The organism is Pseudomonas sp. MIACH, from assembly GCF_001269925.1.
Taxonomy (GTDB): domain Bacteria; phylum Pseudomonadota; class Gammaproteobacteria; order Pseudomonadales; family Pseudomonadaceae; genus Aquipseudomonas.
This window is the reverse complement of the sequence record NZ_LHVO01000065.1, coordinates 1-26,696: the sequence shown is the minus strand read 5'-3', so window position 1 is coordinate 26,696 and position 26,696 is coordinate 1. Positions and strand designations below refer to the sequence as shown.

The 26,696-nt window shown below is 61.9% G+C and carries 22 protein-coding genes; 12 read left to right on the top strand and 10 right to left on the bottom strand.

Annotated elements, in window-relative coordinates; all coding sequences use genetic code 11:
- Positions 1-21: 21 nt before the first annotated feature.
- A complete protein-coding gene (gene betT / locus AD670_RS29100) occupies positions 22-1,983 on the bottom strand; it encodes a choline transporter BetT (RefSeq protein WP_162844283.1) in 1,962 nt (653 codons plus the stop codon).
- A 361-nt stretch (positions 1,984-2,344) separates the two neighbouring features.
- Entirely contained in the window at positions 2,345-3,271 is a 927-nt protein-coding gene (epsC, locus tag AD670_RS29095) for a serine O-acetyltransferase EpsC (RefSeq protein WP_053140253.1), read from the bottom strand.
- A 166-nt stretch (positions 3,272-3,437) separates the two neighbouring features.
- Between epsC and AD670_RS29090 the strand changes: the two genes are divergently transcribed.
- The 12 genes from AD670_RS29090 (at position 3,438) to AD670_RS29035 (ending at position 15,483) form a co-directional block, all read left to right on the top strand.
- Positions 3,438-4,433 (top strand): D-cysteine desulfhydrase, encoded by a 996-nt coding sequence (locus AD670_RS29090; RefSeq protein WP_053140251.1) that lies wholly within the window; start codon positions 3,438-3,440, stop codon positions 4,431-4,433.
- 384 nt (positions 4,434-4,817) lie between these two features.
- On the top strand, positions 4,818-5,612 hold the full coding sequence (gene tcyJ / locus AD670_RS29085) for a cystine ABC transporter substrate-binding protein (protein WP_053140248.1): 795 nt from the start codon (positions 4,818-4,820) through the stop codon (positions 5,610-5,612).
- Positions 5,612-6,277: a cystine ABC transporter permease gene (gene tcyL, locus AD670_RS29080; protein WP_032884921.1), complete on the top strand. Its 666-nt coding sequence runs from the start codon at positions 5,612-5,614 to the stop codon at positions 6,275-6,277. The genes tcyJ and tcyL overlap by 1 nt, the downstream gene beginning before the upstream one ends.
- A 3-nt stretch (positions 6,278-6,280) precedes the next feature.
- Positions 6,281-7,027 (top strand): L-cystine ABC transporter ATP-binding protein TcyN, encoded by a 747-nt coding sequence (gene tcyN / locus AD670_RS29075; protein ID WP_053140245.1) that lies wholly within the window; start codon positions 6,281-6,283, stop codon positions 7,025-7,027.
- 369 nt (positions 7,028-7,396) lie between these two features.
- Positions 7,397-8,173, top strand: a complete 777-nt coding sequence (locus AD670_RS29070; RefSeq protein ID WP_053140242.1) for a hypothetical protein — start codon at positions 7,397-7,399, stop codon at positions 8,171-8,173.
- Between the two features lie 187 nt (positions 8,174-8,360).
- Positions 8,361-9,602 (top strand): SfnB family sulfur acquisition oxidoreductase, encoded by a 1,242-nt coding sequence (locus AD670_RS29065; RefSeq protein ID WP_053140240.1) that lies wholly within the window; start codon positions 8,361-8,363, stop codon positions 9,600-9,602.
- 24 nt (positions 9,603-9,626) lie between these two features.
- A complete protein-coding gene (locus AD670_RS29060; protein WP_053140237.1) occupies positions 9,627-10,820 on the top strand; it encodes an SfnB family sulfur acquisition oxidoreductase in 1,194 nt (397 codons plus the stop codon).
- Positions 10,820-12,172 carry an LLM class flavin-dependent oxidoreductase gene (locus tag AD670_RS29055; protein WP_053140234.1) on the top strand — a complete coding sequence of 451 codons (1,353 nt, stop codon included), beginning with the start codon at positions 10,820-10,822 and terminating at the stop codon, positions 12,170-12,172. Before AD670_RS29060 ends, AD670_RS29055 begins: the two co-directional genes overlap by 1 nt.
- Before the next feature lie 83 nt (positions 12,173-12,255).
- Positions 12,256-13,071, top strand: coding sequence for a MetQ/NlpA family ABC transporter substrate-binding protein (locus AD670_RS29050; RefSeq protein WP_053140231.1), 816 nt, complete (start codon positions 12,256-12,258; stop codon positions 13,069-13,071).
- The gene (locus AD670_RS29045) at positions 13,068-14,183 is read left to right on the top strand and encodes a methionine ABC transporter ATP-binding protein (RefSeq protein ID WP_053140228.1); all 1,116 of its coding nucleotides are present in this window, start codon (positions 13,068-13,070) and stop codon (positions 14,181-14,183) included. Before AD670_RS29050 ends, AD670_RS29045 begins: the two co-directional genes overlap by 4 nt.
- Positions 14,173-14,817, top strand: coding sequence for a methionine ABC transporter permease (locus AD670_RS29040; protein ID WP_016974994.1), 645 nt, complete (start codon positions 14,173-14,175; stop codon positions 14,815-14,817). The genes AD670_RS29045 and AD670_RS29040 overlap by 11 nt, the downstream gene beginning before the upstream one ends.
- Positions 14,818-14,856: 39 nt before the next feature.
- On the top strand, positions 14,857-15,483 hold the full coding sequence (locus tag AD670_RS29035) for a bifunctional 2-polyprenyl-6-hydroxyphenol methylase/3-demethylubiquinol 3-O-methyltransferase UbiG (protein WP_053140225.1): 627 nt from the start codon (positions 14,857-14,859) through the stop codon (positions 15,481-15,483).
- 83 nt (positions 15,484-15,566) lie between these two features.
- Here the strand turns inward: AD670_RS29035 and AD670_RS29030 are convergent, their stop codons facing one another.
- The 8 genes from AD670_RS29030 to AD670_RS28995 form a co-directional block, all read right to left on the bottom strand.
- Positions 15,567-17,741: a glycoside hydrolase gene (locus tag AD670_RS29030; protein WP_053140222.1), complete on the bottom strand. Its 2,175-nt coding sequence runs from the start codon at positions 17,739-17,741 to the stop codon at positions 15,567-15,569.
- Positions 17,742-17,961: 220 nt separating this feature from the next.
- On the bottom strand, positions 17,962-21,027 hold the full coding sequence (locus tag AD670_RS29025; RefSeq protein WP_053140219.1) for an efflux RND transporter permease subunit: 3,066 nt from the start codon (positions 21,025-21,027) through the stop codon (positions 17,962-17,964).
- Entirely contained in the window at positions 21,024-22,094 is a 1,071-nt protein-coding gene (locus AD670_RS29020) for an efflux RND transporter periplasmic adaptor subunit (protein WP_053140216.1), read from the bottom strand. Before AD670_RS29020 ends, AD670_RS29025 begins: the two co-directional genes overlap by 4 nt.
- On the bottom strand, positions 22,091-23,173 hold the full coding sequence (locus AD670_RS29015; protein ID WP_053140213.1) for an efflux RND transporter periplasmic adaptor subunit: 1,083 nt from the start codon (positions 23,171-23,173) through the stop codon (positions 22,091-22,093). Before AD670_RS29015 ends, AD670_RS29020 begins: the two co-directional genes overlap by 4 nt.
- A 206-nt stretch (positions 23,174-23,379) precedes the next feature.
- Positions 23,380-24,231, bottom strand: a complete 852-nt coding sequence (locus AD670_RS29010; protein WP_053140210.1) for a transporter substrate-binding domain-containing protein — start codon at positions 24,229-24,231, stop codon at positions 23,380-23,382.
- Positions 24,228-25,004 carry an amino acid ABC transporter ATP-binding protein gene (locus tag AD670_RS29005; protein ID WP_053140207.1) on the bottom strand — a complete coding sequence of 259 codons (777 nt, stop codon included), beginning with the start codon at positions 25,002-25,004 and terminating at the stop codon, positions 24,228-24,230. Before AD670_RS29005 ends, AD670_RS29010 begins: the two co-directional genes overlap by 4 nt.
- Positions 25,001-25,660 (bottom strand): amino acid ABC transporter permease, encoded by a 660-nt coding sequence (locus AD670_RS29000; protein ID WP_033898855.1) that lies wholly within the window; start codon positions 25,658-25,660, stop codon positions 25,001-25,003. The genes AD670_RS29005 and AD670_RS29000 overlap by 4 nt, the downstream gene beginning before the upstream one ends.
- A complete protein-coding gene (locus AD670_RS28995; protein ID WP_003187615.1) occupies positions 25,641-26,306 on the bottom strand; it encodes an amino acid ABC transporter permease in 666 nt (221 codons plus the stop codon). Before AD670_RS28995 ends, AD670_RS29000 begins: the two co-directional genes overlap by 20 nt.
- Positions 26,307-26,696 lie beyond the last annotated feature (390 nt).

Below are 26,696 nucleotides of genomic sequence, written 5' to 3'. Positions count from 1 at the left end.
CCTGCCGTGGTACCACGGAACTTAACGCACCAAATGCAGGAACTGCAGGTGCCGTTCGTACTGATCGAGGATGTCGTTGATGATCTGCTCCTTGGTGTAGCCGACCAGGTCGTAGTCCTGGCTGCCCTCGCTCAAGTGCACTTCCGCCCGATAGTAGCGGCGATTGTTGAGCTGCTTGGAACCCATGCCGCCGCGTGCAAATGAGGGCGTGAAATAGCCGCGCATCTGCACCTGGTACACGAATGGATGCTCTTCGCCGTGACCGATTTCCAGGCTGACGCTGTCGTTGGACGGGTCCGGCTGGGTCACCACGTTGAGGCCTTTTTCGACAAACACCGCGGTCACTTCTTCAATCGCCGGACGCACCGTGGTCTCAAGGAAGCGGTACACCTCGTCCCGCGATGGGAAATGCACGGCCTGGCTCAAACGCTGGCGCCAACCGCCCGTGCCTTTGCGTGAGCCCGACACCGGCGCCAGCGAATGCAACTGCGCAATCTGCTTTTGCGATTCGAGGTAGAAGGCCTTGTGCAGCCCCCACATCATCAGCAACAGGATCAGCGAGAACGGCAACGAGGTCAGCACCACCGCCGATTTAAGCGAATCAATGCTGCCGGCAAACAGCAGCGCACTGGTGACCAGCGCCGTCATTGCACCCCAGAACACTCGCAACCATTTCGGCCCGTCTTCGTCGGCGTTGCCGCCCTTGGACGACAGGGTCGAGAGCACCACGGTGCCGGAGTCGGCCGACGTGACGAAGAACACGAAGCTGATAAACACCGTGACCGCGATGACCGTTTTGCTCCACGGGTAGGTTTCCAGCAGCAGGTAGAGGCTCATCGATGGATCATCGATGGCCGACTGACCGAGTGCGGTCATACCGTGGTTGAGCACCTGATCGATGGCGCTGTTGCCGAAGATAGACATCCACGCCAGGGTGAAGCCCAACGGGATCAGCAGCACGCCGAACACGAATTCGCGGATGGTCCGGCCACGGGAAATGCGTGCGATAAACAGGCCCACGAACGGCGACCACGCGATCCACCAGGCCCAGTAGAACACTGTCCAGCCGCCCAGCCAGTCGCTCGGTTTGTCGTAGGCGTACACATCGAAACTCTTGGTCGGCAACGCGCCCAGGTAGTCACCGATGTTCTGGATCAGGGTGTTGAGCAAGTGCTGGGTGGGCCCGGCGAACAACACGAACAGCAGCAACGCACAGGCCAGCAGCATGTTGATGTCGGACATTACCCGCACGCCCTTGTCGACGCCGGCGACGGCGACGAGGATCGCCGCGCCCATCATCAAGGTGATCAAGCCGACCTGGATCCACTGGGTGTGGGCAACGCCGAACAGGTAGTCGAGGCCGGAATTGAGGTGCAGCACGCCGAAGCCCATATCGGCACCGAGGCCGAACACCGTGGCAATGATGCCGAAGCCATCGACCGCATAGCCGATAGGGCCGTTGATGCGCTTGCCGATCAGCGGGTACAGCGCCGAGCGCAACGCCAGCGGCAGGTTATGCCGGTAGGCGAAATACGCCAGCGCCATGCCGACAAAGGCAAACACGCCCCAGCCGTGCAGGCCCCAGTGCAGGAACAGCACCTGCATGGCCTGGCGTGCAGCGTCGGCATTCATGGCCTCGCCCTGGGGCGGTTGCACCAGGTGCGTCAGCGGTTCGGACACGCAGAAGAAGAACAGCGTGATGCTGATCCCGGCGGCGAACAGCATGCCGGCCCAGGACAGGTAACTGAATTCGGGCTCGTCGTGGTCGGCACCGAGTTTTATCTTGCCGTAGCCCGATAGCGCGGTGACCACCACGAAGACCAGATACAGGGTCATCGCCAGCATGTAGTACCAGCCGACCGTGTTGGCCGCCCAGTTTTGCGCCGCCAGCAGCCAGGCACCGGCCTGTTGCGGGATAGCGATGACAGTGATGCCGAACAGCAAAATGAAGGTTGCGGCGAAGTAGAAAACCGGCGCATTCATGCGCACCAGGCCGCTGGATGGGGTAGACGATGCACTCATGAACGGTGCACCCCGAGGGTGAGGGATGTGGCTGTATAAAACGGACTCAGCAAAGGTAAGCCTCCTGTTGTGAGCGGGCAGCGAACCACCGGGTTTAACTTGAACGAACGTTCAAGTTAAACATAGGTAGGCGGTCTGGGACTAATCGCAGGGCTGAGTGGTAGATAATTCCTACACTAGCTCAAGGATTGGTATGACGGGTGGAAGAGGCAAATCGTTCAGCGGTTACTGACTGAAATACGGTTCAACGTTGGAATGCAATTCAATGTGGGAGGGGGCTTGCTCCCTCCCACAGGGTTTTGTGTGATTTTTAAGACCGGCGCTATTTTTGCGCCCCATCATCATGCTGCAAATTCGCCTGCGTAATGTTCGCCCCCACCGGCACACTGCGGGTCAGCCACACGTTACCGCCAATGGTCGAGCCCTTGCCGATGGTGATGCGCCCGAGGATCGTCGCCCCGGCATAGATCACCACATCATCCTCGACAATCGGATGGCGCGGATGGCCCTTCTGCAACTGTCCATCCTCATCCGCCGGGAAGCGCTTGGCCCCCAACGTGACCGCCTGATAGATACGCACGCGCTCGCCGATGATCGCGGTTTCGCCGATCACCACGCCGGTCCCGTGGTCGATAAAGAAACTCGGGCCGATCTGCGCACCAGGGTGGATATCGATCCCGGTGGCCGAGTGGGCGATTTCCGCACTGATCCGTGCCAGCAGCGGCAAGCCGGCGCGGTACAGGTGGTGGGCCAGGCGATGGTGAATCACCGCCAGGATCCCCGGATAGCACAGCAGCACTTCATCCACACTGCGTGCGGCCGGGTCGCCGTGGTAGGCGGCGAGTACGTCGGTATCCAGCAGGCTGCGCAATGACGGCAAGGCCAGGGCGAAATCCTGGATCAGGCGGATGGCATGGGCGTCGATCTGGCTGTCGTCCTGGCCGCCCTGGCGCGCGGCATAACGCAACTCCAGACGCGCCTGGGCGAGCAAGGCATTCAGCGCGACGTCGAGGGTATGGCCGACGTAGAAATCTTCACTTTCTTCACGCAAGTCCGCCGGCCCCAGGCGCATCGGAAACAGCGCACCGCAGAGGGACTCGAGAATCTGGGCAACGGCTTCACGGGACGGCAATTCGCGGCCGCCATGCTCGCCGCTCAAACGGCCATTGCGCGTTCGCCACTGGTCACGGGCGCCGCGCAGTTGGCTGACAATGGTCTGTAATTGCCAATGGCTGGAACGCTCACTCACGGTATTCACTCCTGATGTAATGGCCATCACTTTACGGTATGCGCCCTGACTGCCCTTAAGAACCAATGGTGCGATGCTAAGAACCATCCGACATAAGCGATTGGCGGTTGCCCGATGAAAAGTGCCTGCCTATAGTCGCCTCATCCCTTAGCCACCGTGCGTAGCCATGATCAAGCAACAGCTCGACCGTTTTAACCGCCTGGAACTGCTCGGCGGCGCCACCGCCCTGGAAAAACTCGAACGGCTGTCGACCTGGTTGGGACGCGACATCTACGTCAAGCGCGACGACACCACGCCGCTGGCCATGGGCGGCAACAAGCTGCGCAAACTCGAATACCTGGCAGCCGATGCCATCGCCCAGGGCGCCGATACCCTGGTGACCGCCGGTGCCATCCAGTCCAACCACGTACGCCAGACCGCCGCCCTCGCCGCCAAGCTCGGCCTGGGCTGCGTCGCCCTGCTGGAAAACCCCACCGGCACCGAAGACCCCAACTACCTGGGCAACGGCAACCGCCTGCTGCTGGAGTTGTTCGACGCCAAGGTTGAGTTGGTCGAAAACCTCGACAACGTCGACGACCAACTCAACGCCCTCGCCGATCGCCTGCGCAGCAACGGCAAGAAGCCGTACCTGGTGCCCATCGGTGGCTCCAATGCCCTCGGCGCCCTAGGTTATGTGCGCGCCGGTCTGGAGCTGGCCGGGCAGATCGAAGACAGCGGCATCGAATTCGCCGCCGTGGTGCTGGCCTCCGGCAGCGCCGGTACCCACAGCGGCCTGGCCTTGGCCTTGAGTGAAGTGCTGCCGCAACTGCCCGTGATCGGCATCACCGTATCGCGTACCGAAGAAGCGCAGTTGCCGAAAGTCCAGGGACTGGCCGAACGCACGGCCGAGTTGCTCGGCGTGGACATCCCCGATGCGTTCAAGGTGATCCTGTGGGACGAATATTTCGCCCCCCGTTACGGCGAACCGAACGCCGGCACCCTTTCGGCGGTCAAGCTATTGGCGAGCCAGGAAGGCCTGCTGCTGGACCCGGTCTACACTGGCAAGGCCATGGCAGGTTTGCTGGACGGCATCGGGCGCCAGCGCTTTGAAGATGGCCCGATTATTTTCCTGCATACCGGTGGAGCACCGGCGTTGTTTGCCTATGACTCGGTTTTCAACTGAATAAACGCGGGCTAAATGTGGGAGGGGGCTTGCCCTAATGCCAGGCAGTTAAGGCTTTTTGTAGGAGCGAGCTTGCTCGCGAAAAACTCACAGGCGCCGCGTTCATTCAGGAAGCACGCGTTATCGTTGACGTTTTTCGCGAGCAAGCTCGCTCCTACAGGGGGCGATGTACGCTTAACTGACTGGCATTAGGGCTTGCCCCCTCCCACATTAGACTCAACACATATTCAAAAATAGAATATCAATTGAGTTTAATATTATTTTCAAGTCTTAAAACCCGGCTTTATCATCGCGCCGCAGGCGAAGACGCGCTACGCGCTTTAAGGCAGGATACGACTACTGCGTCACCTGCTTCGCTCAACATAAAAAACACAGGGGCTCTTCATGACTATTTCTGTATTCCGTCGCACGTTGCTGGTTGGCACTTTGGGTCTGGCTCTCGGCGCCGGTTGGCTGGGCCAGGCGGTTGCCGGCGAGCAACTGGGCAATATCAAAAAGGCCGGCGAGATCAAAATCGGCCTGGAAGGCACCTACCCGCCGTTCAGCTTCGTCGATGAAAGCGGCAAGCTCAGCGGTTTCGAAGTCGAGCTGTCCGAAGCCCTGGCCAAGGAGCTGGGCGTGAAGGTCAAGCTCCAGGCCACACCCTGGGACGGCATCCTCGCGGCCCTGGAATCCAAGCGCCTGGACGCGGTGGTCAACCAAGTCACCATCTCTGAAGAGCGCAAGAAGAAGTACGACTTCTCCACGCCTTACACCGTTTCCGGTATCCAGGCACTGGTGCTGAAAAAGAACGTCGACACCATCAAGACCGCCAACGACCTGGCCGGCAAGAAAGTCGGGGTAGGCCTGGGCACCAACTACGAACAATGGCTCAAGGACAACCAACCAAAAGCCATTATCAAGACCTATAACGATGACCCGACCAAGTTCCAGGACCTGCGCATCGGCCGTATCGACGCCATCCTGATCGACCGCCTGGCCGCCCTGGAATACGCCAAGAAAGCCCCGGACACCGCCGCTGCCGGCGACGCGTTCTCCCGCCAGGAAGCCGGTATCGCCCTGCGCAAAGGCGAGCCCGAGCTGCTTGAAGCAGTGAACAAGGCCCTCGACAAGCTGCGCGCCGATGGCACCTTGAAAAAGCTGTCCGAGAAGTACTTCAACGCTGACGTCACTCAATAATGGAAGCAGGTTTCCAACTCGCGCTGGACTCCGCGCCCTTTCTGCTCAAGGGCGCGTACTACACGGTGATTCTCAGCCTTGGCGGGATGTTTTTCGGTTTGCTGCTGGGCTTCGGCCTGGCCTTGATGCGCCTGTCGCGCTTCAAGCTGCTGAGCTGGACAGCCCGCGTCTACGTGTCGTTCTTTCGCGGCACGCCCTTGCTGGTACAGCTGTTCCTGATCTACTACGGCTTGCCACAAGTGGGCATCGAGCTGGATCCGATTCCGGCCGCCATGATCGGCTTTTCGCTGAACATGGCCGCCTACGCCTGTGAAATCCTGCGGGCCGCCATCGCTTCCATCGAGCGTGGCCAGTGGGAGGCCGCCGCGAGTATCGGCATGACCCGTGCGCAGACCCTGCGCCGGGCCATCCTGCCGCAGGCGATGCGCACCGCCCTGCCGCCTTTGGGCAACAGCTTTATTTCGCTGGTCAAGGACACCGCGCTGGCCGCCACCATCCAGGTGCCAGAGCTATTCCGCCAGGCTCAACTGGTGTCTGCGCGCACCTTCGAAATTTTCACCATGTATCTGTCCGCCGCCCTGATCTACTGGGTGCTGGCAAGCATCCTGGCGCATTTCCAAAACCGCCTGGAAGACCGGGTCAACCGGCATGACCTGGAGTCTTGAAGCATGATCGTGGTTGAAAAACTGACCAAACAATTCAACGGTCAGGTGGTACTCAACGGCATCGACCTGGAGGTCAAGGAAGGCGAAGTCGTCGCCATCATCGGCCCCAGCGGTTCCGGCAAGACCACCTTCCTGCGCTGCCTGAATTTCCTCGAAGAACCCACCAGCGGCCGAATCAAGGTGGGCGATATCCAGATCGACGGCAGCAAACCGCTCAACCAGCAACAAGGCCTGGTACGGCGCCTGCGTCAGCACGTGGGTTTTGTGTTCCAGAACTTCAACCTGTTCCCCCACCGCACGGCGCTGGAAAACGTCATCGAAGGGCCGACCGTGGTCAAGAAGATGCCGCGCGAAGAGGCTATCGCCCTGGGGCGCAAGCTGCTGGCCAGGGTCGGCCTGGCGGGCAAGGAAGACGCCTACCCACGGCGCCTTTCCGGCGGCCAGCAACAGCGCGTGGCGATTGCCCGCGCGCTGGCCATGGAGCCGGAGGTGATCCTCTTCGACGAACCCACCTCCGCGCTGGACCCGGAGTTGGTCGGCGAAGTACTGGCGACCATCCGCAGCCTCGCCGAAGAAAACCGCACCATGGTTATCGTCACCCATGAAATGAGCTTTGCCCGCGATGTCGCCAACCGGGTGATCTTCTTCGACAAGGGCGTGATCGTGGAGCAAGGCGAAGCCAAGGCGTTGTTCGCCAACCCCAAGGAAGAACGCACCCGGCAGTTCCTGAGCAAATTCCTCGCCCACTGAAACCCACCCTGCAGGAGCTGGCGTGCCAGCGAAAATCGCCAACGATAACGCGTTTAACCGGCTTCACCGTGTCGTTTGGACCTTCTTCGCTGGCAAGCCAGCTCCTACAGGAACGTCTGGTTCCACCCAGTAAATCTCGCCGCCACTCTCCCCTTAAAATCCCCCGCCCAGTCAGACCCTTCTGAATATCTCCGAACCCGCCGTTTAGCCTTTTGCCGCCATTGACGCTCCCCGGCCAACCCTCTTATCTAAGGCCCAGAGGATTGGATCCTATCCCGGCTACTCACTGAATCGTTCCTTTCAGCCCACCTGCGCACCCGCGCCAAAAGGCTGGAGCGATTGCTGCTGGCTGCATCAAGGAGATTACTTATGACGCACACTGCAACCCCGGCCATGCTCACTGCCCCCACCTTGCCCCAGGCCAACCGGCACGGCATCAACGCACTGTCGGCCAGCCAACTGCAGGTGGACATCGCGCCCTACCCCGGCATGGATGAGGGCGACTTGATTGAACTGTTCTGGAACAACTGCTTTGCCGCCTCACGCAGGGTGAGCGCGTGCAAGGTCGGCATGCAGACCCATCTACGGGTGCCGGAAAGTTTTGTGCAGGACGGCCTGGCACAGGTGCATTACCAGGTCATGCAAGTCGGTCGCGCGCCTGCGCGCTCGGCCGTGACAGGGGTGCGTGTAAAGACTCAATGCCCCGGTGGCCAGCCCTCCCCCCTTTGCAGCGACGAAAACCAGAACCTTGCCCCGGTAAGCCTGCCCGAGACCATTCGCCGCTACGGCGTCAACCCGAGCCAGGTGCGGCGTGGTATTCCCCTGACCATCGAACCCTACGTGAACATGGCCACGGGCGATGCCATCACCCTGCGCTGGGGCGATGCACGCATGGATCTGCCAAGAATCCAGGCCAAAGGCGTGGGCCTGGCGGTACAGGTGTGGGTGCCTTCGACGCTGATGGTTGAAGCGGGCGACGACTGTCGGCTGGAAGTGACGTACTGCATTCTCGATCGTGTCGGCAACAATTCGCGCTGGGCCCCGACCCGCACCTTACGCATTGCCGCCTGCGCCCCGAGCCAGCCGGCCGGGACCACGCGGATCTATCAACCACGCCCCTTCGGCTCCCCCTGCGAGCCTGGGTAGCAGACCTTCTATGCATATTCCCAAAAGTTAGTTTATTTAAATATTTAACACGCTTAGGGTATATGCACCGGACCACCGGACATCTTTGATTTTTCTGTTTTCATTTCATTGAATGCGAGGTCGGTATGGTCAGAATTACCCCGGTGCATAACGCCAGGGCATTACGTGCAGCCAAGGAGCGGCGCTGATGTCTAACTTGGCTCTAACACCCCCCCAGAGTGATCTGGATGTAGCGCCCCTGCTGTTGCCGGCCACCGTGCTGCGCAACGATGCAGAGGCGCTGAAGGCTGCCCACGAGCTGGCCCAGGCCGCGCGCCTGCAAGCCGCCAAGCGTGATCAGCAGCGCAAGCTGCCGTGGGCGCAGATCGAACAATTCACTCGCAGTGGGCTGGGCAGTATTTCCATTCCTCGCGAGTACGGCGGCCCACAAGTTTCATTCGTGACCCTGGCCGAAGTCTTCGCAATCATCAGCGCGGTAGACCCGGCCCTGGGGCAGATCCCGCAGAACCATTTCGGCATCCTGCATGTGTTGCAGGGCGCCGCCACCGCACGCCAGAAAGAGCACCTGTTCCAGAGCGTCCTCGACGGCTGGCGCATCGGCAATGGCGGACCTGAACGCGGCACCAAAAACACCCTGGAGCTCAAGGCGCGCATCACCGCCCAGGGCGATGGTTACGTGATCAGCGGCCAGAAGTTCTACTCCACCGGCGCGCTGTTTGCCCATTGGGTGGCCGTGAAGGCGCTGAACGACGACGGCAAGCAGGTCATGGCGTTTGTGCGCCGTGGCACCGAAGGGCTGCGCATCGTGGATGACTGGTCGGGCTTCGGCCAACGCACCACCGCCAGCGGCACCGTGCTGCTGGACCGCGTGCCAGTGGACGCCGAACTGGTCGTGGAAAACTGGCGCATCGGCGAAAGCCCGACTATCCAGGGCGCCGTTTCCCAACTGATCCAGGCCGCCATCGACGCCGGCATCGCCCGTGGCGCCCTGGATGACACCATCGCCTTCGTCCGTGAGCGTTCGCGCCCGTGGATCGACGCCAAGGTCGAGCGCGCCAGCGATGACCTCTACGTGATCGCCGATATCGGCAAGCTGAAAATCGAACTGCATGCCGCCGAAGCGCTGTTGCGCAAGGCCGGGCAAGTGCTGGACCAGGTCAGCGCCGCGCCGATCACCGCACAGTCCGCCGCACGCGCATCGATTGCCGTGGCCGAGGCGAAGGTGCTCACCACTGAAGTGTCGTTGCTGGTCAGCGAAAAACTCTTCGAACTGGCCGGCAGCCGCGCCACCCTCGCAGAGTTCAACCTCGACCGTCACTGGCGCAACGCCCGGGTGCACACCCTGCACGACCCGGTGCGCTGGAAGTATCACGCCGTCGGCGCCTATCGCTTGAACGGCACGTTGCCGGCTCGCCACTCCTGGATTTAACCGACCAGACCTCTGGAGAAACTCATGACCCTTTCTCACCGTGTCGCGGTTATTACCAGCGACGAACAAGCCCTTATTGTCGCCAGCGACCTGGCCGAAGACTTCCGCCGCGACAGCGCCCAGCGCGACCGCGAACGCCGCCTGCCGCTGCCCGAACTGGACGTGTTCTCGCGCTCCGGCCTGTGGGGCATCAGCGTGCCCAAAGCATACGGCGGTGCCGGCGTGTCCAACGTCACCCTGGCCAAGGTCATTGCCCTCATCGCCCAGGCGGATGCCTCCCTGGGCCAGATTCCGCAAAACCATTTCTATGCCCTCGAAGTGCTGCGCGTGAATGGCAGCCCTGAACAGCAACAACGCCTGTACGCCGAAGTACTCGCCGGCCAGCGTTTCGGCAACGCCCTGGCAGAACTGGGCACCAAGACCGCCCACGACCGTGTTACGTCCATCACCCGCGACGGCGACGGCTTCCGCATCACCGGCCGCAAGTTCTACGCCACCGGCGCGATCTACGCCCAGCGCATCCCCACCTCGGTGGTGGATGAACACGGCGTGCAGCAACTGGCCTTTGTCCCTCGCGACAGCGAGGGGCTGACGGTCATCGACGACTGGAGCGGCTTCGGCCAGCGCACCACCGGCAGCGGCTCGGTGGTGTTCGATAACGTGTGGGTCGCGGCGCAAGACGTGATCCCGTTCCAGAGCGCTTTCGAGCGCCCGACCACCGTCGGCCCGCTGGCGCAGATTCTTCACGCCGCCATCGACACCGGCATCGCCCGCGCCGCCTTTGAAGATGCGCTGCACTTTGTACGCACCAAGACCCGCCCGTGGATCGATTCCGGCAACGACAAAGCCACCGAAGACCCACTGACCCTGAAGAGCTTCGGCCACCTGAGCATTCGCCTGCACGCCGCCGAAGCCTTGTTGGAGCGTTCGGGTGAATTCCTCGACCGCGCCCAGGCCGACAGCAATGCCGAGACCGTTGCCGCCGCGTCCATCGCCGTCGCTGAAGTGCGCGCCTTGAGCACCGAGATTTCCCTGGCCGCCGGCAGCACCCTGTTCGAACTCGCCGGCAGCCAGGCCACCCTGGCCGAGCACGGCCTCGACCGCCACTGGCGCAACGCCCGCGTGCACACCCTGCACGACCCGGTGCGCTGGAAGTACCACGCGGTAGGCAATTACTACCTCAACGCAGAAAACCCGCCACTGCGGGGGACCATTTGATGGCAAAGAAAAAGATCCTGCTCAATGCCTTCAACATGAACTGCATCGGGCATATCAACCACGGCATGTGGACCCATCCACGGGACACGTCCACCCAATACAAAAGCATCGAGTACTGGACCGAACTCGCACAGATTCTGGAGCGCGGGCTGTTCGACGGGTTGTTCATCGCCGATATCGTCGGCGTGTACGACGTGTACCAGAACTCGATTGATGTGCCGCTCAAGGAGTCGATCCAGCTGCCGGTCAACGACCCGCTGCTGCTGGTTTCGGCGATGGCCGCCGTGACCAAAAACCTCGGCTTCGGCCTTACCGCCAACCTCACCTATGAGCCGCCGTATCTGTTCGCCCGGCGCATGTCCACGCTCGACCACCTGAGCCGTGGCCGGGTGGGCTGGAACATCGTCACCGGCTACCTCGACAGCGCCGCCAAGGCCATGGGCCTCACCGAACAGGTCGAGCATGACCGGCGCTACGACCAGGCCGATGAATACCTGGAAGTGCTCTACAAACTCTGGGAAGGCAGCTGGGAAGACGACGCGGTGCTCAACGATCCGCAGGCGCGGGTCTATGCGCAGCCGGGCAAGGTGCACAAGGTCGAGCATCACGGCGAGTTCTACCAGGTGGAGGGTTATCACCTCTGCGAGCCGTCGCCGCAGCGTACGCCGGTGCTGTTCCAGGCCGGCAGTTCGGACCGTGGCTTGCTGTTTGCCGGGCGCCATGCCGAGTGCGTGTTTATCAGCGGGCAGAACAAGGCCGCGACCAAGGTCCAGGTGGACAAGGTGCGCGCCAGTGCGGTCGAGGCCGGGCGCAACCCGGATGACATCAAGGTGTTCATGGGGCTGAACGTGATCGTCGGCGCCACCGAAGAACTGGCCTGGGCCAAGCATGCCGAGTACCTGAGCTATGCCAGCGCGGAGGCCGGCGTGGCGCACTTTTCGGCGTCCACCGCGATTGATTTTTCCCAATACGAAATCGACGAACCGATCCAGTACGTGAAGAGCAACGCGATCCAGTCGGCCACCAAGAACCTGCAAAACAACGACTGGACCCGGCGCAAATTGCTCGAACAGCACGCCCTCGGCGGGCGCTATATCACCCTGGTCGGCTCGCCCGAACAGGTCGCTGACGAGCTGGAATCCTGGATCAGCGAAACCGGGCTGGATGGCTTCAACCTCACGCGCATTGTGACGCCGGAAAGCTATGTGGACTTTATCGACCTGGTGGTGCCGGAGTTGCAACGACGGGGCTCGTACAAGACCGCTTATGAGACCGGCACGCTGCGCGAAAAAGTCTTCCACGCCAGTGCTCGCTTACCCGAACAACACACCGGCTCGACCTACCGCCACTGAACAAAAAAGGTGGGAGGGAGCAAGCCCCCTCCCACATTGGATCTGCATTGTTTGTCCTAATACCTTATGACTGGAAATCCACTATGAAAAAGACATTCCTCAATAACCCAGTCAAAGCACTGGCCCTGGCCTTCGGGTTGTTCAGCTCGGCCGTATTCGCCGCCGACACCCCGTTGAAAATCGGCACCACTGCCGCCTTCGCGATCCCCCTGGAAGCCGCAGTCGCCGAAGCCGGCAAGCAAGGCCTGAAAGTCGAGCTGGTGGAGTTCACCGACTGGATCGCGCCCAACGTCAGCCTGGCCGCTGGCGATATCGACGTGAACTACTTCCAGCACATCCCGTTCCTGGAAAACGCCAAGGCCGCCGCCGGTTTTGACCTGGTGCCGTACGCGCCGGGCATCATCAACAACGTCGGCCTGTATTCGAAAAAGTACAAAAGCATCAACGACCTGCCCCAAGGCGCCAGCGTGGCGATTGCCAACGACCCGATCAACAGCGGTCGCGGCCTGCAACTGCTGGCCAAGGCCGGCTTGATCACCCTCAAGCCGGGCGTGGGCTACAAGGCCACCGAAGAAGACATCGTGACCAACCCGAAGAAGATCAAGATCCTGCAAGTCGAGGCCGTGCAGCTGGTGCGCGCCTATGACGATGCGGACCTGGTGCAGGGCTACCCGGCCTACATCCGCCTGTCCAAGACCTTCGATGCCGAGTCGGCGCTGCTGTTTGACGGCCTCGACCACCCGGAATACGTGATCCAGTTCGTGATCCAGCCCAAGAGCAAAACCGACCCGCGCGTGATCAAGTTCGTCGACATCTACCAGCACTCGCCAGTGGTACGCGCTGCATTGGATAAATCCCTCGGCAAGTTGTACCAAGTCGGTTGGGAAGATAAAAAATGACCGCCGCCCACTCTCAACTGCGCGACCTGGGTTCACCGCCCAGGGACGCCGAGCAGACAGAACTTCACCCGGACCTGAACCGCGCGCACGTGCGTTTTATCAACCTGGGCAAGACCTACGACGGCGGCGTGCATGCCTTGCAAGGCATCGACCTGGCGATCCAGCACGGTGAAGTGTTCGGCATTATCGGCCGCAGCGGCGCCGGCAAGTCGTCGCTGATCCGCACCATCAACCGCCTGGAGCAGCCCAGCAGTGGCCGGGTGTTGATCGATCAGGTAGACATCGGCGAGTTCGACGAAGACCACCTGGTGGCGCTGCGTCGGCGTATCGGCATGATCTTCCAGCACTTCAACCTGATGTCGGCCAAGACCGTGTGGCAGAACGTCGAATTGCCGCTGAAAGTCGCCGGCGTGCCCAAGCCCCAGCGTGAGCAAAAAGTGCGCGAATTGCTGGAATTGGTCGGCTTGCAGGACAAGCACAAGGCCTACCCCGCACAGCTGTCCGGCGGCCAGAAACAGCGCGTGGGCATCGCCCGTTCGCTGGTGCACGACCCGCAGATCCTGTTGTGCGATGAAGCCACCTCAGCCCTTGACCCGGAGACCACCCAATCGATCCTCGGTCTGCTGCGCGAGATCAACCGGCGCCTGGGCCTGACCATCGTCTTGATCACCCACGAGATGGCGGTGATCCGCGACATCTGCGACCGCGTGGTGGTGCTGGAACACGGGCGCATCGTCGAGCAAGGCCCGGTGTGGCAAGTGTTTGGCAACCCACAGCACGAGGTCAGCAAGACCCTGCTGGCGCCGCTGCAACATGGGCTGCCGGAAGAATTGCAAAGCCGCCTACGACCCACGCCAGTGTCGACGGATGCCGCCGTGGTGTTGCGCTTGCAGCTCACCGGCAGTGCCAGCGATGAACCGGACCTGGCCGCGCTGTTCAGCGCCCTCGGCGGGCGCGTGCGCTTACTGCAGGGCGGTGTCGAACGGATCCAGGGGCATGCCTTGGGGCAACTGCTGCTGGCGGTGAATGGCTCGCCCCATAGCACCGAAGAACTGCGCAACCGCGCCGCGAACTGGGCACAACAGGTGGAGGTGCTGGGCTATGTGGTTTGATCGTTTAGTGCAAGGCGCCATCGACACCTTGTTGATGGTCGGCGTGTCGTCGTTGATCGCCTTGCTGGTGGGGATTCCGCTGGCGGTGTTTCTGGTGACCAGCGACAAAGGCGGCATCTACCAGGCACCGGCGCTGAACCGGGTGCTGGGGGCGTTCGTCAATCTGTTCCGCTCGATTCCGTTCCTGATCCTGATGGTGGCGCTGATCCCGTTCACGCGGCTGATCGTCGGCACCACCTATGGCGTGTGGGCGGCGGTCGTACCGCTGACTATCGCCGCCACACCGTTCTTCGCGCGGATCGCCGAAGTGAGTCTGCGCGAGGTCGACCACGGCCTGATCGAAGCCGCCCAGGCCATGGGTTGCCGGCGCTGGCACATCATCTGGCATGTACTGCTGCCCGAAGCGCTGCCGGGGATTGTCGGCGGGTTCACCATCACCCTGGTGACCATGATCAACTCGTCGGCCATGGCCGGGGCGATTGGTGCGGGCGGCTTGGGCGACATTGCCTATCGCTACGGCTACCAGCGTTTTGACACGCAGATCATGCTCACGGTGATTGTGCTGCTGGTGATCCTGGTGGCGGTGATCCAGTTGGGTGGTGATCGGTTGGCGCGGGTGCTCAACAAGAGGTGAGGTATAGTCGGGCGATCTCAGCGCCCGGTATTAAGCCCCATGCCTCTCAAGCCCGACGACCTCGACCAGATCACCTCCACCACTCTCGGCCACTACAACAGCGTGGCCGAGAGCTTTCGTGACGGCACCCGCGATCACGATGTGAGCCAGAACATCGACGCGCTGCTGCGGCATATCCAGGGCACGCCGCCCTTTACCGTGCTGGATTTCGGCTGCGGGCCGGGGCGGGATTTGCAGACCTTTACGCGCATGGGGCATATCGCCGTCGGCCTGGACGGCTCCGAGCGGTTTGCGCAGATGGCAAGGGAAGACAGTGGCTGTGAGGTGTTGCAGCAGGACTTTCTCAAGCTGGATTTACCGGCTGAACGCTTTGACGGGATCTTTGCCAATGCGGTGCTGTTTCATATCCCCAAGCAGGAACTGCCGCGTGTACTCAAGCAACTGCATGGGGCGCTGAAGCCTGGCGGTGCGCTGTTCAGTTCCAATCCACGGGGTGAGAACCAGGAAGGCTGGAATGGGCCGAGGTATGGCTCTTATCACGACTTGAAGGCGTGGCAGGCATTGCTGACGACGGCGGGGTTTGAAGAGTTGGAGCATTACTACCGGCCGGCGGGATTGCCTCGGGATCAGCAGCCTTGGTTGGCCAGCGTTTGGCGCAAGGTTTAAGTCTGGGCAAGCCCACTCCCACATTTGGAATGCATTCCCCTGTGGGAGGGGGCTTGCTCCCGATGACGGACTGATACACACCACTACTGCACCTGATACACCACCGATGTCCCATCCACCACCGCTGTCACACTCCTTGCCGCAAACCCCTCTCTCGACCCGGTGGCAAAATTCGCCACCAACCGCGTGCCATCGGCAAACGTGGTTTCCTGCACCTGCCGATCCGCCGTCAGCCAGCGAAACCCGGTCATCGCCTGGGTGGCCAGGCGCTCATGCAGCGGTCGGAAAAATCGATCCTGGCGCTGGATCAGCGGCAGCCGCGCCTTGAGCGTCGCAGCACTCAGGTGATACAGCGGCGGCACGTTGTAGAGCAGTTGGGTCAGCTCATTTTCAGCCCGCACATTGCTCAGCTTGAGGCTGTCGAACAGCCAGTGATGGGTGGTGATCACCGAGCCATGGAACACCGCCTGATACAGCGGCAGGCGCAGCGTCGGGTCGAAGTAGAGGGTGCGAAACGGCTCGTTCAACGGCACCGACTTGAAGAACACCGCCGGTTGCTCCGGCGGATACCAGTTGCCCACGTAGTAGGGCGACTGTTTGTCCTGGGTCATGTCGCGATCCCCCCAGCCCAGCACCGGGGTTTGCATGCCGTGGGCGAACAGGATGCCTTGGGCGGTGATGGCGTTACCGTCTTCGGAGCCGGTCGGCAATTGCAGCGTGGTATTCAGCCAACGGGATGCATCGATATTGCCTTCGGCGTTTTGCGCCTGGGTCATCGGTGCGCTGTCGCGGTAGCTGTCGAACACCATGCTGGTGGCGTACGCATCGAGAAACCAGGCGTTGAAGCCGGCCCTGGCCTGCACGGCTTTCACCCGCGCCTCCAGCAGAGGCCGCACGCAGCGCGGGTCGGTGTAGTGGCCGGACTGCTGGAAGCCGGTCTTGAGTGTGCCGTCCGTCAACACGATGGCGCAGGCGCGGTAAGCCTGGCTGCCCAGGTGGCCGGTGGTCCAGTCGGGGTTTTCGGTAGCGGACAGCGCGGTTTGGTAGGAGTCGTAGGGCGCCATCAGGTAGCCGGCGTCGACACCGGCGCGGATGGTCTCGGGGTGCCAGAGTCCGCCTTCCCAGCCTTCGCCCAGGGTCAGCATCAAGCGCGGCAGCCCGGCGTCGCGCAGCGTCTGTACCACCTGGCTGCCCCAAGTGCCGGGGCTATCGCGCAGAGCACCGGCAAAGTCCACGGCCAATTCGCGACGCAACTCGCCGTAGCGCGCGGCAAGGCGGGTCATATCGGGCTCGTCCACCTGCCAACTCTGCCGGGCCTTCCTGTTGATCGCGGCGTTGAGGCCGCGCAACAGCACGCTTTGCTCGTAGCGATTCAAGGCGCGGGGCTGCGCCAGCACCGCTGCGGAGTCCTTGTCCAACAGGTCTCTGAGTTCATGAGCGCGCAAGCGCTGGAGCAACAGCGGCCAATCACGCACATCCTCGGGCGCCAGCAGGTCATTGCCCCACAGGTAGACATGGCTGGCGCCCAGCAGCTTCTCAGCCCCAGGGGTCTGCTGCAGCTTGTCTGCCAGGGGTTCATAGCGCCCCTGCTCGACCAACCATCGGCGATAGCGCTTGGCCCCGGCCAGCGGATCGCTTTCACCCAGGTGCAACAGCAGGGTCATGGGTGCGGCAGGCCCGAGCGAGGTGAACTCATGGGCGAGCGACAACGCCTGGCCCCGCCAGCGCAGGCGGTTGTTATAGGGATTGGTCAGCAGCCAGTTGAGGGTGAAGGCGCCGTGATCGACGCCCCACAGCGGCAGGCTGAGGTCCTGGGTGGTGTTGATGTCACCCTGGGCCACCAGGAAGGCGCTCCACATGGTATTGCCGGCCGGCACGTAATGCCCTTCGGCCAACGGCCACATCAACCCTCGGCCCATGGCGCTCGCCGGTTGCAGAAGAATCGGCAGCTCACCGGTTTCCCGCGCCGTGATCGACAGCACCAGGTCGCGCTGCTCAAGGCTGGCGGTCAGGCGATAGGCACCGTCGTCCCATTGCCAACTGACCTGTTGCGCGTTTTGTGCGAGTTGACTGACGGCACGCGCCGCTACGCCGTTGGAGGCTTGCACCTGGGGCAGGCCACTGGGTGTCACACGGATGGCGAGGGTGGTCGGGTCGAGTTCGACTCGCCACAACGGGTTTTCCAATACGGTGCTGGCAAAGGCCAGGGGCGACAGGAACAAGCAGCAGATCAGTAAGGTATGACGCATACGGTTCATGGCAGGCGACCGTTGAGAGGTGGAGGCCGGAGGGTAAAGCACTCAATGATTGGCCGGGGCAACAGGCTTCACTTGCGGAAATTTCCCACGTCTCAAATGCCCAGCTGAGATCAATTGTGGGGGGGCGGTGCGACGATTCGACTTGCTCCCGATGGCGGTGGGTCAGACAAATATTTTTTGCTGACCCACCGCCATCGGGAGCAAGTCCCCTCCCACATTTTTAACCGTGGTTTTCCTGTTGCTTCTGCTTTGGTTCGCGGATCTTGTACCAGGCCACATACAGCGCCGGCAGGAACAACAGCGTCAGCAAGGTGGCGATGATGATGCCGCCAATCATCGCGTAGGCCATCGGCCCCCAGAACACTTCCCGGGCAATCGGGATCATGCCCAGGCTCGCCGCAGCCGCCGTGAGCAGGATCGGCCTGCGCCGGTGCTCGGTGGCTTCCACCACCGCGTCCCACGGCGTGTAGCCGGCCACTTCATATTCGTGGATCTGCGTCACCAGGATCACCGAGTTGCGGATGATGATGCCGATCAGCGCCAGGATACCGAGGATCGCCACAAAGCCCATGGGCGTGCCCGTGGGGATCAGCGCCAGCACCACGCCGATCAGCCCCAGCGGCGCGACACTGGCCACCAGGAACATCTTCTGCACGCTGTGCAGTTGGATCATCAGGAACGTCGCCATGAGGAACAGCATCAGCGGCACCACGCTGGCAATCGGGCCCTGGGCCTTGCCGCTTTCTTCCACGGTGCCGCCCGTGGCGACCTTGTAGCCCACCGGCAGGCCGGCGCTGAATTTGTCGATCTCCGGCTTGAGTTGCTTGACCAGGTCGGTCGGCTGCATCTCATCGCGTACCGACGCTTTAATGGTGATGGTCGGCTTGCGGTCGCGACGCCACACCAGCGGCTGCTCCAGCTCATAGCGCACGGTGGCGAAGGCCAGCAGCGGGATCGAGGTGCCGTTGGGCGTGACGATCTGCAGGTTCTGCAAGGTTTCCGGGGTGCCGCGCTCGGCGTCCTCGGCGCGGCCGACCACGTTGATCAGGTAGATGTCGTCGTGCACCTGGGTCACCGACGCACCGCTGACCACGCTGTTCATCAACTGCGCCACGTCTTCGGATGACAGCCCGAGTTGGCGCGCCTTGTCCTGGGCAATGTCGATGCGCAGCACTTTGCCCGGCTCGTTCCAGTCGTAGATGATCTCGCCCAGGTGAGTGTTTTGATCCAGCAGGGTCGCCAGTTCGATGGCGTGCTTGCGCACCTGGTCGGTGTCTTTGCCAGACACGCGGTACTGGATCGGACGTCCCACCGGCGGGCCCATTTCCAGTGGTTGCACAAAACTGCCTATACCCACGAAGTCATCACGCAGGAGCTTCTGCAGGCGCGCAATCAGGGCGCCGCGCTCTTCCAGGCCTTTGCTGACGATCACCAACTGCGCGTAGTAGGGGTTTTCCAGTTGCTGGTCGAGGGGCAGGTAGAAACGGATCGCGCCCTGGCCGATATAGGTGCTCCAGCGCGTAATGTCCGGATCGTCCTTGATGATCGCTTCCAGACGGTCGACCGCCTTGCGCGTCTCGTTGATCGAGGCGTTTTGCGGCAGGTTGAGGTCGACGAGAATTTCCGGGCGGTCCGACGACGGGAAGAACTGGTTCTGCACAAACTGCATGGAGAACACCGACGCCACGAACAGGCCCACGGTGATGCCGATGGCCCACCAGCGGTTGCGCATGGCCCATAGCATGCCGCCATTGAACGCGCGGCCGATGCGCCCCGGCTCGGCGCTGTGGGGTTTGACCTTGGCACTGAGGATATGCACGCCAATCACCGGCGCAAACAGCACCGCCACCACCCACGACACCAGCATCGCCACGGCGATCACCGCGAACAGGGTGAAGGTGTACTCCCCCGCCGAACTGGCGTTGAGGCCAATCGGCACGAAACCCGCGACGGTCACCAGGGTACCGGTGAGCATCGGGAATGCCGTGGAGGTGTAGGCGTAGGTCGCCGCCTGCTCCTTGGTTTCGCCTTTTTCCAGGCGCGTGATCATCATCTCCACGGTGATCATCGCGTCGTCCACCAACAGGCCGAGGGCGATGATCAACGCCCCCAGCGACACGCGCTGCATGGTGATGCCGCTGTATTCCATGAACACGAACACCAGCGCCAGCACCAACGGAATCGAGCACGCCACCACCAGCCCGGCGCGCATGCCGAGGCTGATAAAGCTCACCACCAGCACGATGATCACCGCTTCGAACAGCGCGCTGGTAAAGCCGCCGACGGCCTCTTCCACCACTTCGGCCTGGTCGGAGACCTTATGCACACCGACGCCCACCGGCAGGTCGGCGGTCAGTTCGTCCATGCGCGTGTGCAGTGCCTTACCGAACGACTGGATGTTGCCGCCCTTCTGCATGGCAATGGCCAAGCCAATCGCCGGCTTGCCGTTGAAGCGGAACATCGGCCGCGCCGGGTCGACGTAGCCACGGCTGATCTCGGCGATGTCCGCCAGGCGATAAAAGCGGTCATTGAGGCGCAGATTGACGTCGGCCAGGTCTTTCTCCGAAGCAAACTGCCCGGATGTGCGCACCGAAATCCGCTCCGGCCCGGCCTCGATCACCCCCGCCGGGGTCACCGCGTTCTGCGATTGCAGGCTCTGCACCACCTGGCGCTGGTCAATGCCCAGGGCCGCCAATTTGCGCGTAGAGAAATTCAGGTAAATCACTTCGTCCTGCTGGCCGATCATCTCGACCTTGCCCAGCCCCGGCACCGAACGGATCTCGGCGCGCACCTGCTCCACGTAGTCGCGCAACTGGCGCATCGACAGGCCGTCGCCGGTAAAGGCGTACACCGAGCCGAACACATCACCGAATTCGTCGTTGAATGACGGCCCCTGCAAGCCCTGGGGGAAGCTACCGCGAATGTCGTCGATCTTCTTGCGGACCTGGTACCAGACCTCCGGGATGGCCTTGGCGCTGGTGGTGTCCTTGAGGAACACGAACACCGTGGATTCACCCGGCCGGGTGTAGCTTTTCACGTAGTCGAGGGAGTCGAGTTCCTCGAGTTTTTTCTCGATGCGGTCTGTGACCTGCTTGAGGGTTTCTTCCTGGGTCGCGCCCGGCCAGCGAGTCTGGATCACCATGGTCTTGATGGTGAACGAGGGGTCTTCCTCGCGGCCCAGGTTCATGTAGGAGAACACGCCCATCAGCAGCGCGACGAACATCAGGTACCAGACGAAGGACTGATGCTTGAGGGCCCAGTCGGATAAGTTGAAGCTCCCTTTCATCGCGGGCTGTCCTCGTCGATTTTGACTTTTTGCCCAGGTTTCAGGCTGTTCACGCCGGCGGTGACGATACGTTCGCCGGGTTTGACACCGCCGTTGAGCAAGGCGCTGTCCGCGTCACGGCTAAGCACCGTGATGTCGCGCGGTTGCACGGTCTGGCTTTGGGTGTCGAGGATCCAGATGCGGGGCTTGCCGTCGACGTCCTGCAAGGCGCTCAGGGGCAACTCGATGCGTGGGGCGATGGCCGAACTCAAGGTCACGCTGATCGCCGTGCCGAGGCGGAACGCGGGGGGCGTTTCGGCCAGGGTCAGGCGCGCGCGACGGGTGCGCGTGGCGCTTTGGGCCTGGGGTTCGATCTCGCGCACGGTGGCGGTGGTGTTGACGCTGGGGTCGAGTTGCCCGGCGACGAGGAACACCACATCCGGCGGCAGGCGCTCTGCAAGACCGGCGGGCAGGTCGATGACCGCTTCCTTGATGTCCGGGCGCGCCAGGGTCACCACTTGCTGACCGGCGCTCACCACCTGGCCGGCCTCGGCATTCCAGGCAGTGACGATGCCGGCGTGGTCGGTGCGCAGCTCGGCGTAGTTGAGCTGATCCTTGGCCTGGTTGACCGAAGCCTGGGCCTGGTCGAGGGAGGCCTGGGTGGTCTTCAGGTCGGTCTGGGCCACATCCAGCTGGGCCTGGGCGCCGACCCCACGGTTGAACAGCTCCTGCTGGCGACGGGCATTGGCCTGGGCATTGATGAACTGTGCCTGCACGCGCGCCAAATCGCCTTGGGCGGCGCGCAATTGGTTCTGTTGGTCGGTAGGGTCGAGCACGGCGAGCAAGGCGCCCTTGTCCACTTCGGCACCTACATCCACGGCACGCCGGGCGATGCGACCGGGCACGCGGAAGCCCAGGTTGCTTTCGTAGCGAGCTTGGATGGTGCCGGCGAAGCGGCCGAGGGTTTCCTGGTCTTCGGACTTCACCTCCATGGACAGCACCGGGCGCACGGGCTCGGGCGCCGGTTCTTCCTTGGAGCAGGCCATCAGCAACAGGCTGGCGGCAAGTACAACCGTCAGGCGTTTCATGGCTGGCCTCCTGGCTGGGCGATCTCGACCAGCATGCCGGGGTGCAGCAATTGCCCACCGGCCACCACGACTTTTTCGCCACCTTTAAGGCCGTCGGCAATAATCACTTTGCCGGTGAGGTAACGCGCCACGCTGACCTTGTGCAGTTGCGCTTTACCCTCGCCGTCCACCAGCCATACAGCCGGCTCGTTGAGGTCTTTGGTCAACGCCGACCAGGGCAGCTCGATGCTCGGCTTGGCCGGGCCATTGGCGGTGGCGCTGACCACCGAACCGAGTCGCATGCCTTGGGGCAGGGATTGCAGAGCGATCTTCACTTGCACCGTGCCGGTATTGGCGGCCACGGCCGGGGTGACTTCACGCACTTTACCCACGGTCTTGATGCTGGGGTTATCCAGCAGGCTGACGGTGATCGGCGCATCCGGTGGCGGTTCTACCAGCAGCGATTCATAGACGTTGAACACCGCATCGCGCTCGCCATCGGTGGCCAGGCTGAAAATCGGCACGGTGGCCTGCACCACCTGACCGACTTCGGCCTGGCGCGCGGTGATCACCCCCGGCGCATCCGCAACCAGGGCGGTATAGCCGAGTTGTTCACGGGCATTGGCCAACTGGGCCTGCGCGGCGGCCAGGGCACTTTGGCTGCTGCGCAGCGCGGCCTGGGCGGAGTCGTACTCGCTGCGGCTGGTGTAGCCCTTGGGCAGGAGTTTTTCCTGGCGCACAAACGCGGCGGCGGTTTGCTTGACCCGCGCCTGTTCGGCCACGACCTGGGCCTGGGCGGAATCGACGTTGGTCTGCAAATCCTTGGGATCGAGCCTGGCCAGCACTTGCCTGGCGGTCACGCGGTCACCCACATCCACCATGCGCTGGATGATCTTGCCGCCCACGCGGAAGGACAAGTCGGTTTGCACGCGCGCCTGCACATCCCCGGTCAGCGTGACGGCCGCGGCGAAATCCGCGGGTTGCACGGTTTGCACAAATACTCGGGAATGCTGCTTGGGTTCGGCGTTTTCCTGGCCGCAAGCGCTCAGCAACACCACTAAACCCAAACCGACGATACAGATGGAAATACGACCGCCCATGCAGACTCCTTGTGCGCGATGCGATGTGCCAGTGTGTATGCGACTGTGAGCTTAGATCAGGGTTCCTTATCTGCATGGGGAAGGCGTATTGAGGGGGGGGTCACCGGCCTCATCGGGGGCAAGTCCTCTCGCACATGTGACGTGTGAATACATTCAAATGTGGGAGGGAGCTTGCTCCCGATAGCGGCATAACAGTCAGCGCAGAACTAGCCCTGCCACTTCCCGCCTTCAACAATCACACTCTCGGGCTTGGTGTCATCGCTCAGCTCTTTGCGCACATATTGGTCATACAGCTTGAGCAGGAATTTCTCCTCACCCAACTTCGCCAACTCGGCATTCACCCAGTCACGCAGTTCGATATTGCCCTTCTTCACCGCCGGGGCGATGGGCGCTTCGTCACCGAGCTTCTGTTCCAGCACGCGGTAGCCTGGGTTCTGCTTGGCCCAGCTGAACAGCACCAGGTTGTCTTGCGCATAGGCATCGCCACGCCCGGCCGACAGCGCTTGCAGCGACTCGGAGTTTTTCTCGAACTTCAGCAGTTTCCAGTCCGGGTGGTTCTTGGTCAGCCAGATATCGGCAGTGGTACCGGTGGTGACGATGGTGGTGCGGGTGGCCAGGTCATCCAGGCTTTTCACCGAACTGTCCTGGGGCACCAGGGCCTGCACCGCGACTTTCAGGTTGGGGTTGGTGAAGTCCACCGCTTCCTTGCGCTCGGGCGTCACGGTCATGTTGGCGAGGATCAGGTCGACCTTGTCGCTTTGCAGGAACGGAATACGGCTGGCCGGCTCGACGGCGACGAATTCGACTTTGTTCTCATCGCCCAGCAGGTCCTTGGCGAATTGACGGCCGATATCGGTATCGAAGCCGACGTAGCGCCCGGCTTCGTTGACAAAGCCAAACGGTGGTTTGTCGGTGAATACGCCGACGATCAGCTTGTCGCGCGCCTTGATCTTGTCGAGGTAGCTCACGGCGGCAGCAGGTTTAGCAGGCTCTTCGGCCTTTTTATCGCAGCCGGCCAGTAAGGCGACGGCCAACAGTGGCAGCAGTAACTTTTTCATAGCAGCTCCAGTTCCTTGGTTTTCTTGGGCAGTGTTGAGACAAAGGAGAACTTCTCCAGGAACTGCTGCGCGCGTGCGGTTTGCGGGTTCGTAAAGAATTCTTCGGGGGTGTTGTGTTCGAGGATGCGACCGGCCTCCATAAACACCACGCGGTCGGCGACGGCGCGGGCGAAGGCCATTTCGTGGGTGACGATCAGCAGGGTCATACCGTCGCGAGCCAGGCCCTGGATCACCTCCAGCACTTCCTTGACCATCTCCGGATCGAGGGCGGCGGTGACCTCATCGAACAGCATGACCTGGGGGTTCATGCACAGCGAGCGGACGATGGCAATGCGTTGCTGCTGGCCGCCGGAGAGCTGGCGCGGGAAGGCGTCGCGCTTGTCCGCCAGGCCGACGCGCGCCAGCAGTTGCTCGGCCTGCGCGCGGGCTTCGCGCGGCTCGCGCTTTTGCACTTTCAGCGGGCCGAGCAGGATGTTGTCGAGCACACTCATGTGCGGGAACAGGTGGTAGCTCTGGAACACCATGCCCACGTCCTGGCGCACCTGGCGCCAGTCGGTGGCTTTATCCAACAACTCTTTGCCGGCAAACCGCAGGCTGCCGCTATGGGCCACTTCCAGGCCGTTGAGGCAGCGCAGCAAGGTGCTTTTGCCGCAGCCGCTGGGGCCGAGGATTACCACCACTTCGCCGCTTTGCACACTCAAGTCGATGCCCTTGAGCACCTGCTGGTCGCCGAAGAATTTGTTGAAACCCTGGAACTCGATCAATGCGCTCATGCTTGGGCCCAGCGCCGTTCCAGCACCTTGGAGGCGGCCGACAACGGGTAGCAGATAAAGAAGAAAAACAGGAACAGCACGCCGTAGATCAACACGGACTCATAGGTGCGCTCGATGATTTGCTGGCCGACCTTGATCACGTCCACGACACCGATCAGCACCGCCAGGGAGCTGGTCTTGATGATGCGCGTGTAGACGTTGATGGTCGGCGGGGTCATGCGCTTGAGGGCCTGGGGCAGCAACACGTAGCCGTACAACTGCGGGTCGGACAAGCCAATCGACAGGCCGGCTTCGCGCTGGCCACGGGGCAGCGAATGCAGCGCGCCGCGTACCACTTCACCCACTTCGCTGGCGCCCCACAACGACAGCACCAGCACCGCGCACCAGAAACTGGGGATGCTCAGGCCAAAGAAGATCGGCAGGCCAAAGAACAGCAGGTACAACCACACCAACACCGGAATCGCCCGGAACAGCTCCAGGTAAACCCGCAGCACCGCGTTGATCAGTCTGTTGTTCAAGGTGCGCAGCACGCCATACAACACGCCGCCGACCGTACTGAAGGCGATGCTCAAAAACGAAATTGACAGGGTTTGCGCAGCGCCCTTGCCCAATTGCGGCAACGACACCCACAACAACTCAAGACCCGAACTGGCCATGCTGGAGCCTCCTTTCCAGGCGGCTGAGCAGCAGCGACAGCGGCAAGAACAACAGCACGCAAATCAGCGTCAGCACGGCGAGCATTTCGTAGGTCTTGTAGTAGAGGGCGATGTAGCTCTTGGTGGTGTAGAGAATCTCCGGCACCGCCACGGCAGAGACCACGGTGGTCTCCTTGAGCAGGAAGATGAAATTGGCGAACAACGCCGGCAGGCTGAGGATGCCGGCCTGGGGCAGGATCACATGGCGCAGCAGTTGCCAATCCGACAGACCGATGGACTTGCCCGACTCGATCTGCGCCAGCGGCACCGCTTCCACACCGGCGCGCAGCACTTCGGTGAGGTAGGCCCCGCCGAGGAAGGTCATGGTGATGATCGCCGCCCAGAACCCGGAGATATTGAACCCCAGGGCCGGCAAGGCGAAGTACACGAAAAACAGCTGGATCAGCAGCGGCGTATTGCGCGCCAGCTCCACATAGAGCGCCACCAGGCGCGACAGGTACGGCGTGCGAAACACCAGCAGCGCGGCGTTGATCAGCGCCACCAGCAGGGAGGTGGCGATGGCGATCAGGCCTACTTGCAGCGTGACGCCCACGGCTTTCAGAAACGCCGGCAGGGTGCTGAGGATAAAAGCGAAATCGAAGGTCATCTTGAGTCCATGACGCCGCAGGGGTAATGCGGCGGGCGCCGTCCGAACCAGCGTGGGTAACGCCGGGTAGCGCGAACTTTAAAGGTATAAAAAGTAAAATTTAAATACCGAAATAGCATATTGATATCACCCAAAAAGATAACCCCCGGATTCGCGGGGTTGGCGGGTGACGGCTATGGTTGAGGGGTCTGTGTTTCGAGGGAATGAACAATGAACAAAGCGAAACCGATTGATCCGCAGGAGCTGGTGAAATGGTTGGTGGCGTTGCGCAGGGCGATCAACAGCCGAGCGCTCTAAAACCACTAACAATCCAAAGTGAGATGAAGATCAATTGTGGGAGGGGGCTTGCTCCCGATAGCGGTGTGTCAGTACATCTTTGACTGACACACC

Bases quoted from the DNA above. Each gene is read 5' to 3' on its own strand.
- betT (WP_162844283.1), bottom strand. From the start codon at position 1,983: ATGAATGCGCCGGTTTTCTACTTCGCCGCAACCTTCATTTTGCTGTTC.
- AD670_RS29090 (WP_053140251.1), top strand. From the start codon at position 3,438: ATGATCAAGCAACAGCTCGACCGTTTTAACCGCCTGGAACTGCTCGGC.
- tcyJ (WP_053140248.1), top strand. From the start codon at position 4,818: ATGACTATTTCTGTATTCCGTCGCACGTTGCTGGTTGGCACTTTGGGT.
- tcyL (WP_032884921.1), top strand. From the start codon at position 5,612: ATGGAAGCAGGTTTCCAACTCGCGCTGGACTCCGCGCCCTTTCTGCTC.
- tcyN (WP_053140245.1), top strand. From the start codon at position 6,281: ATGATCGTGGTTGAAAAACTGACCAAACAATTCAACGGTCAGGTGGTA.
- AD670_RS29070 (WP_053140242.1), top strand. From the start codon at position 7,397: ATGACGCACACTGCAACCCCGGCCATGCTCACTGCCCCCACCTTGCCC.
- AD670_RS29065 (WP_053140240.1), top strand. From the start codon at position 8,361: ATGTCTAACTTGGCTCTAACACCCCCCCAGAGTGATCTGGATGTAGCG.
- AD670_RS29060 (WP_053140237.1), top strand. From the start codon at position 9,627: ATGACCCTTTCTCACCGTGTCGCGGTTATTACCAGCGACGAACAAGCC.
- AD670_RS29055 (WP_053140234.1), top strand. From the start codon at position 10,820: ATGGCAAAGAAAAAGATCCTGCTCAATGCCTTCAACATGAACTGCATC.
- AD670_RS29050 (WP_053140231.1), top strand. From the start codon at position 12,256: ATGAAAAAGACATTCCTCAATAACCCAGTCAAAGCACTGGCCCTGGCC.
- AD670_RS29045 (WP_053140228.1), top strand. From the start codon at position 13,068: ATGACCGCCGCCCACTCTCAACTGCGCGACCTGGGTTCACCGCCCAGG.
- AD670_RS29040 (WP_016974994.1), top strand. From the start codon at position 14,173: ATGTGGTTTGATCGTTTAGTGCAAGGCGCCATCGACACCTTGTTGATG.
- AD670_RS29035 (WP_053140225.1), top strand. From the start codon at position 14,857: ATGCCTCTCAAGCCCGACGACCTCGACCAGATCACCTCCACCACTCTC.
- AD670_RS29030 (WP_053140222.1), bottom strand. From the start codon at position 17,741: ATGAACCGTATGCGTCATACCTTACTGATCTGCTGCTTGTTCCTGTCG.
- AD670_RS29025 (WP_053140219.1), bottom strand. From the start codon at position 21,027: ATGAAAGGGAGCTTCAACTTATCCGACTGGGCCCTCAAGCATCAGTCC.
- AD670_RS29020 (WP_053140216.1), bottom strand. From the start codon at position 22,094: ATGAAACGCCTGACGGTTGTACTTGCCGCCAGCCTGTTGCTGATGGCC.
- AD670_RS29015 (WP_053140213.1), bottom strand. From the start codon at position 23,173: ATGGGCGGTCGTATTTCCATCTGTATCGTCGGTTTGGGTTTAGTGGTG.
- AD670_RS29010 (WP_053140210.1), bottom strand. From the start codon at position 24,231: ATGAAAAAGTTACTGCTGCCACTGTTGGCCGTCGCCTTACTGGCCGGC.
- AD670_RS29005 (WP_053140207.1), bottom strand. From the start codon at position 25,004: ATGAGCGCATTGATCGAGTTCCAGGGTTTCAACAAATTCTTCGGCGAC.
- AD670_RS29000 (WP_033898855.1), bottom strand. From the start codon at position 25,660: ATGGCCAGTTCGGGTCTTGAGTTGTTGTGGGTGTCGTTGCCGCAATTG.
- AD670_RS28995 (WP_003187615.1), bottom strand. From the start codon at position 26,306: ATGACCTTCGATTTCGCTTTTATCCTCAGCACCCTGCCGGCGTTTCTG.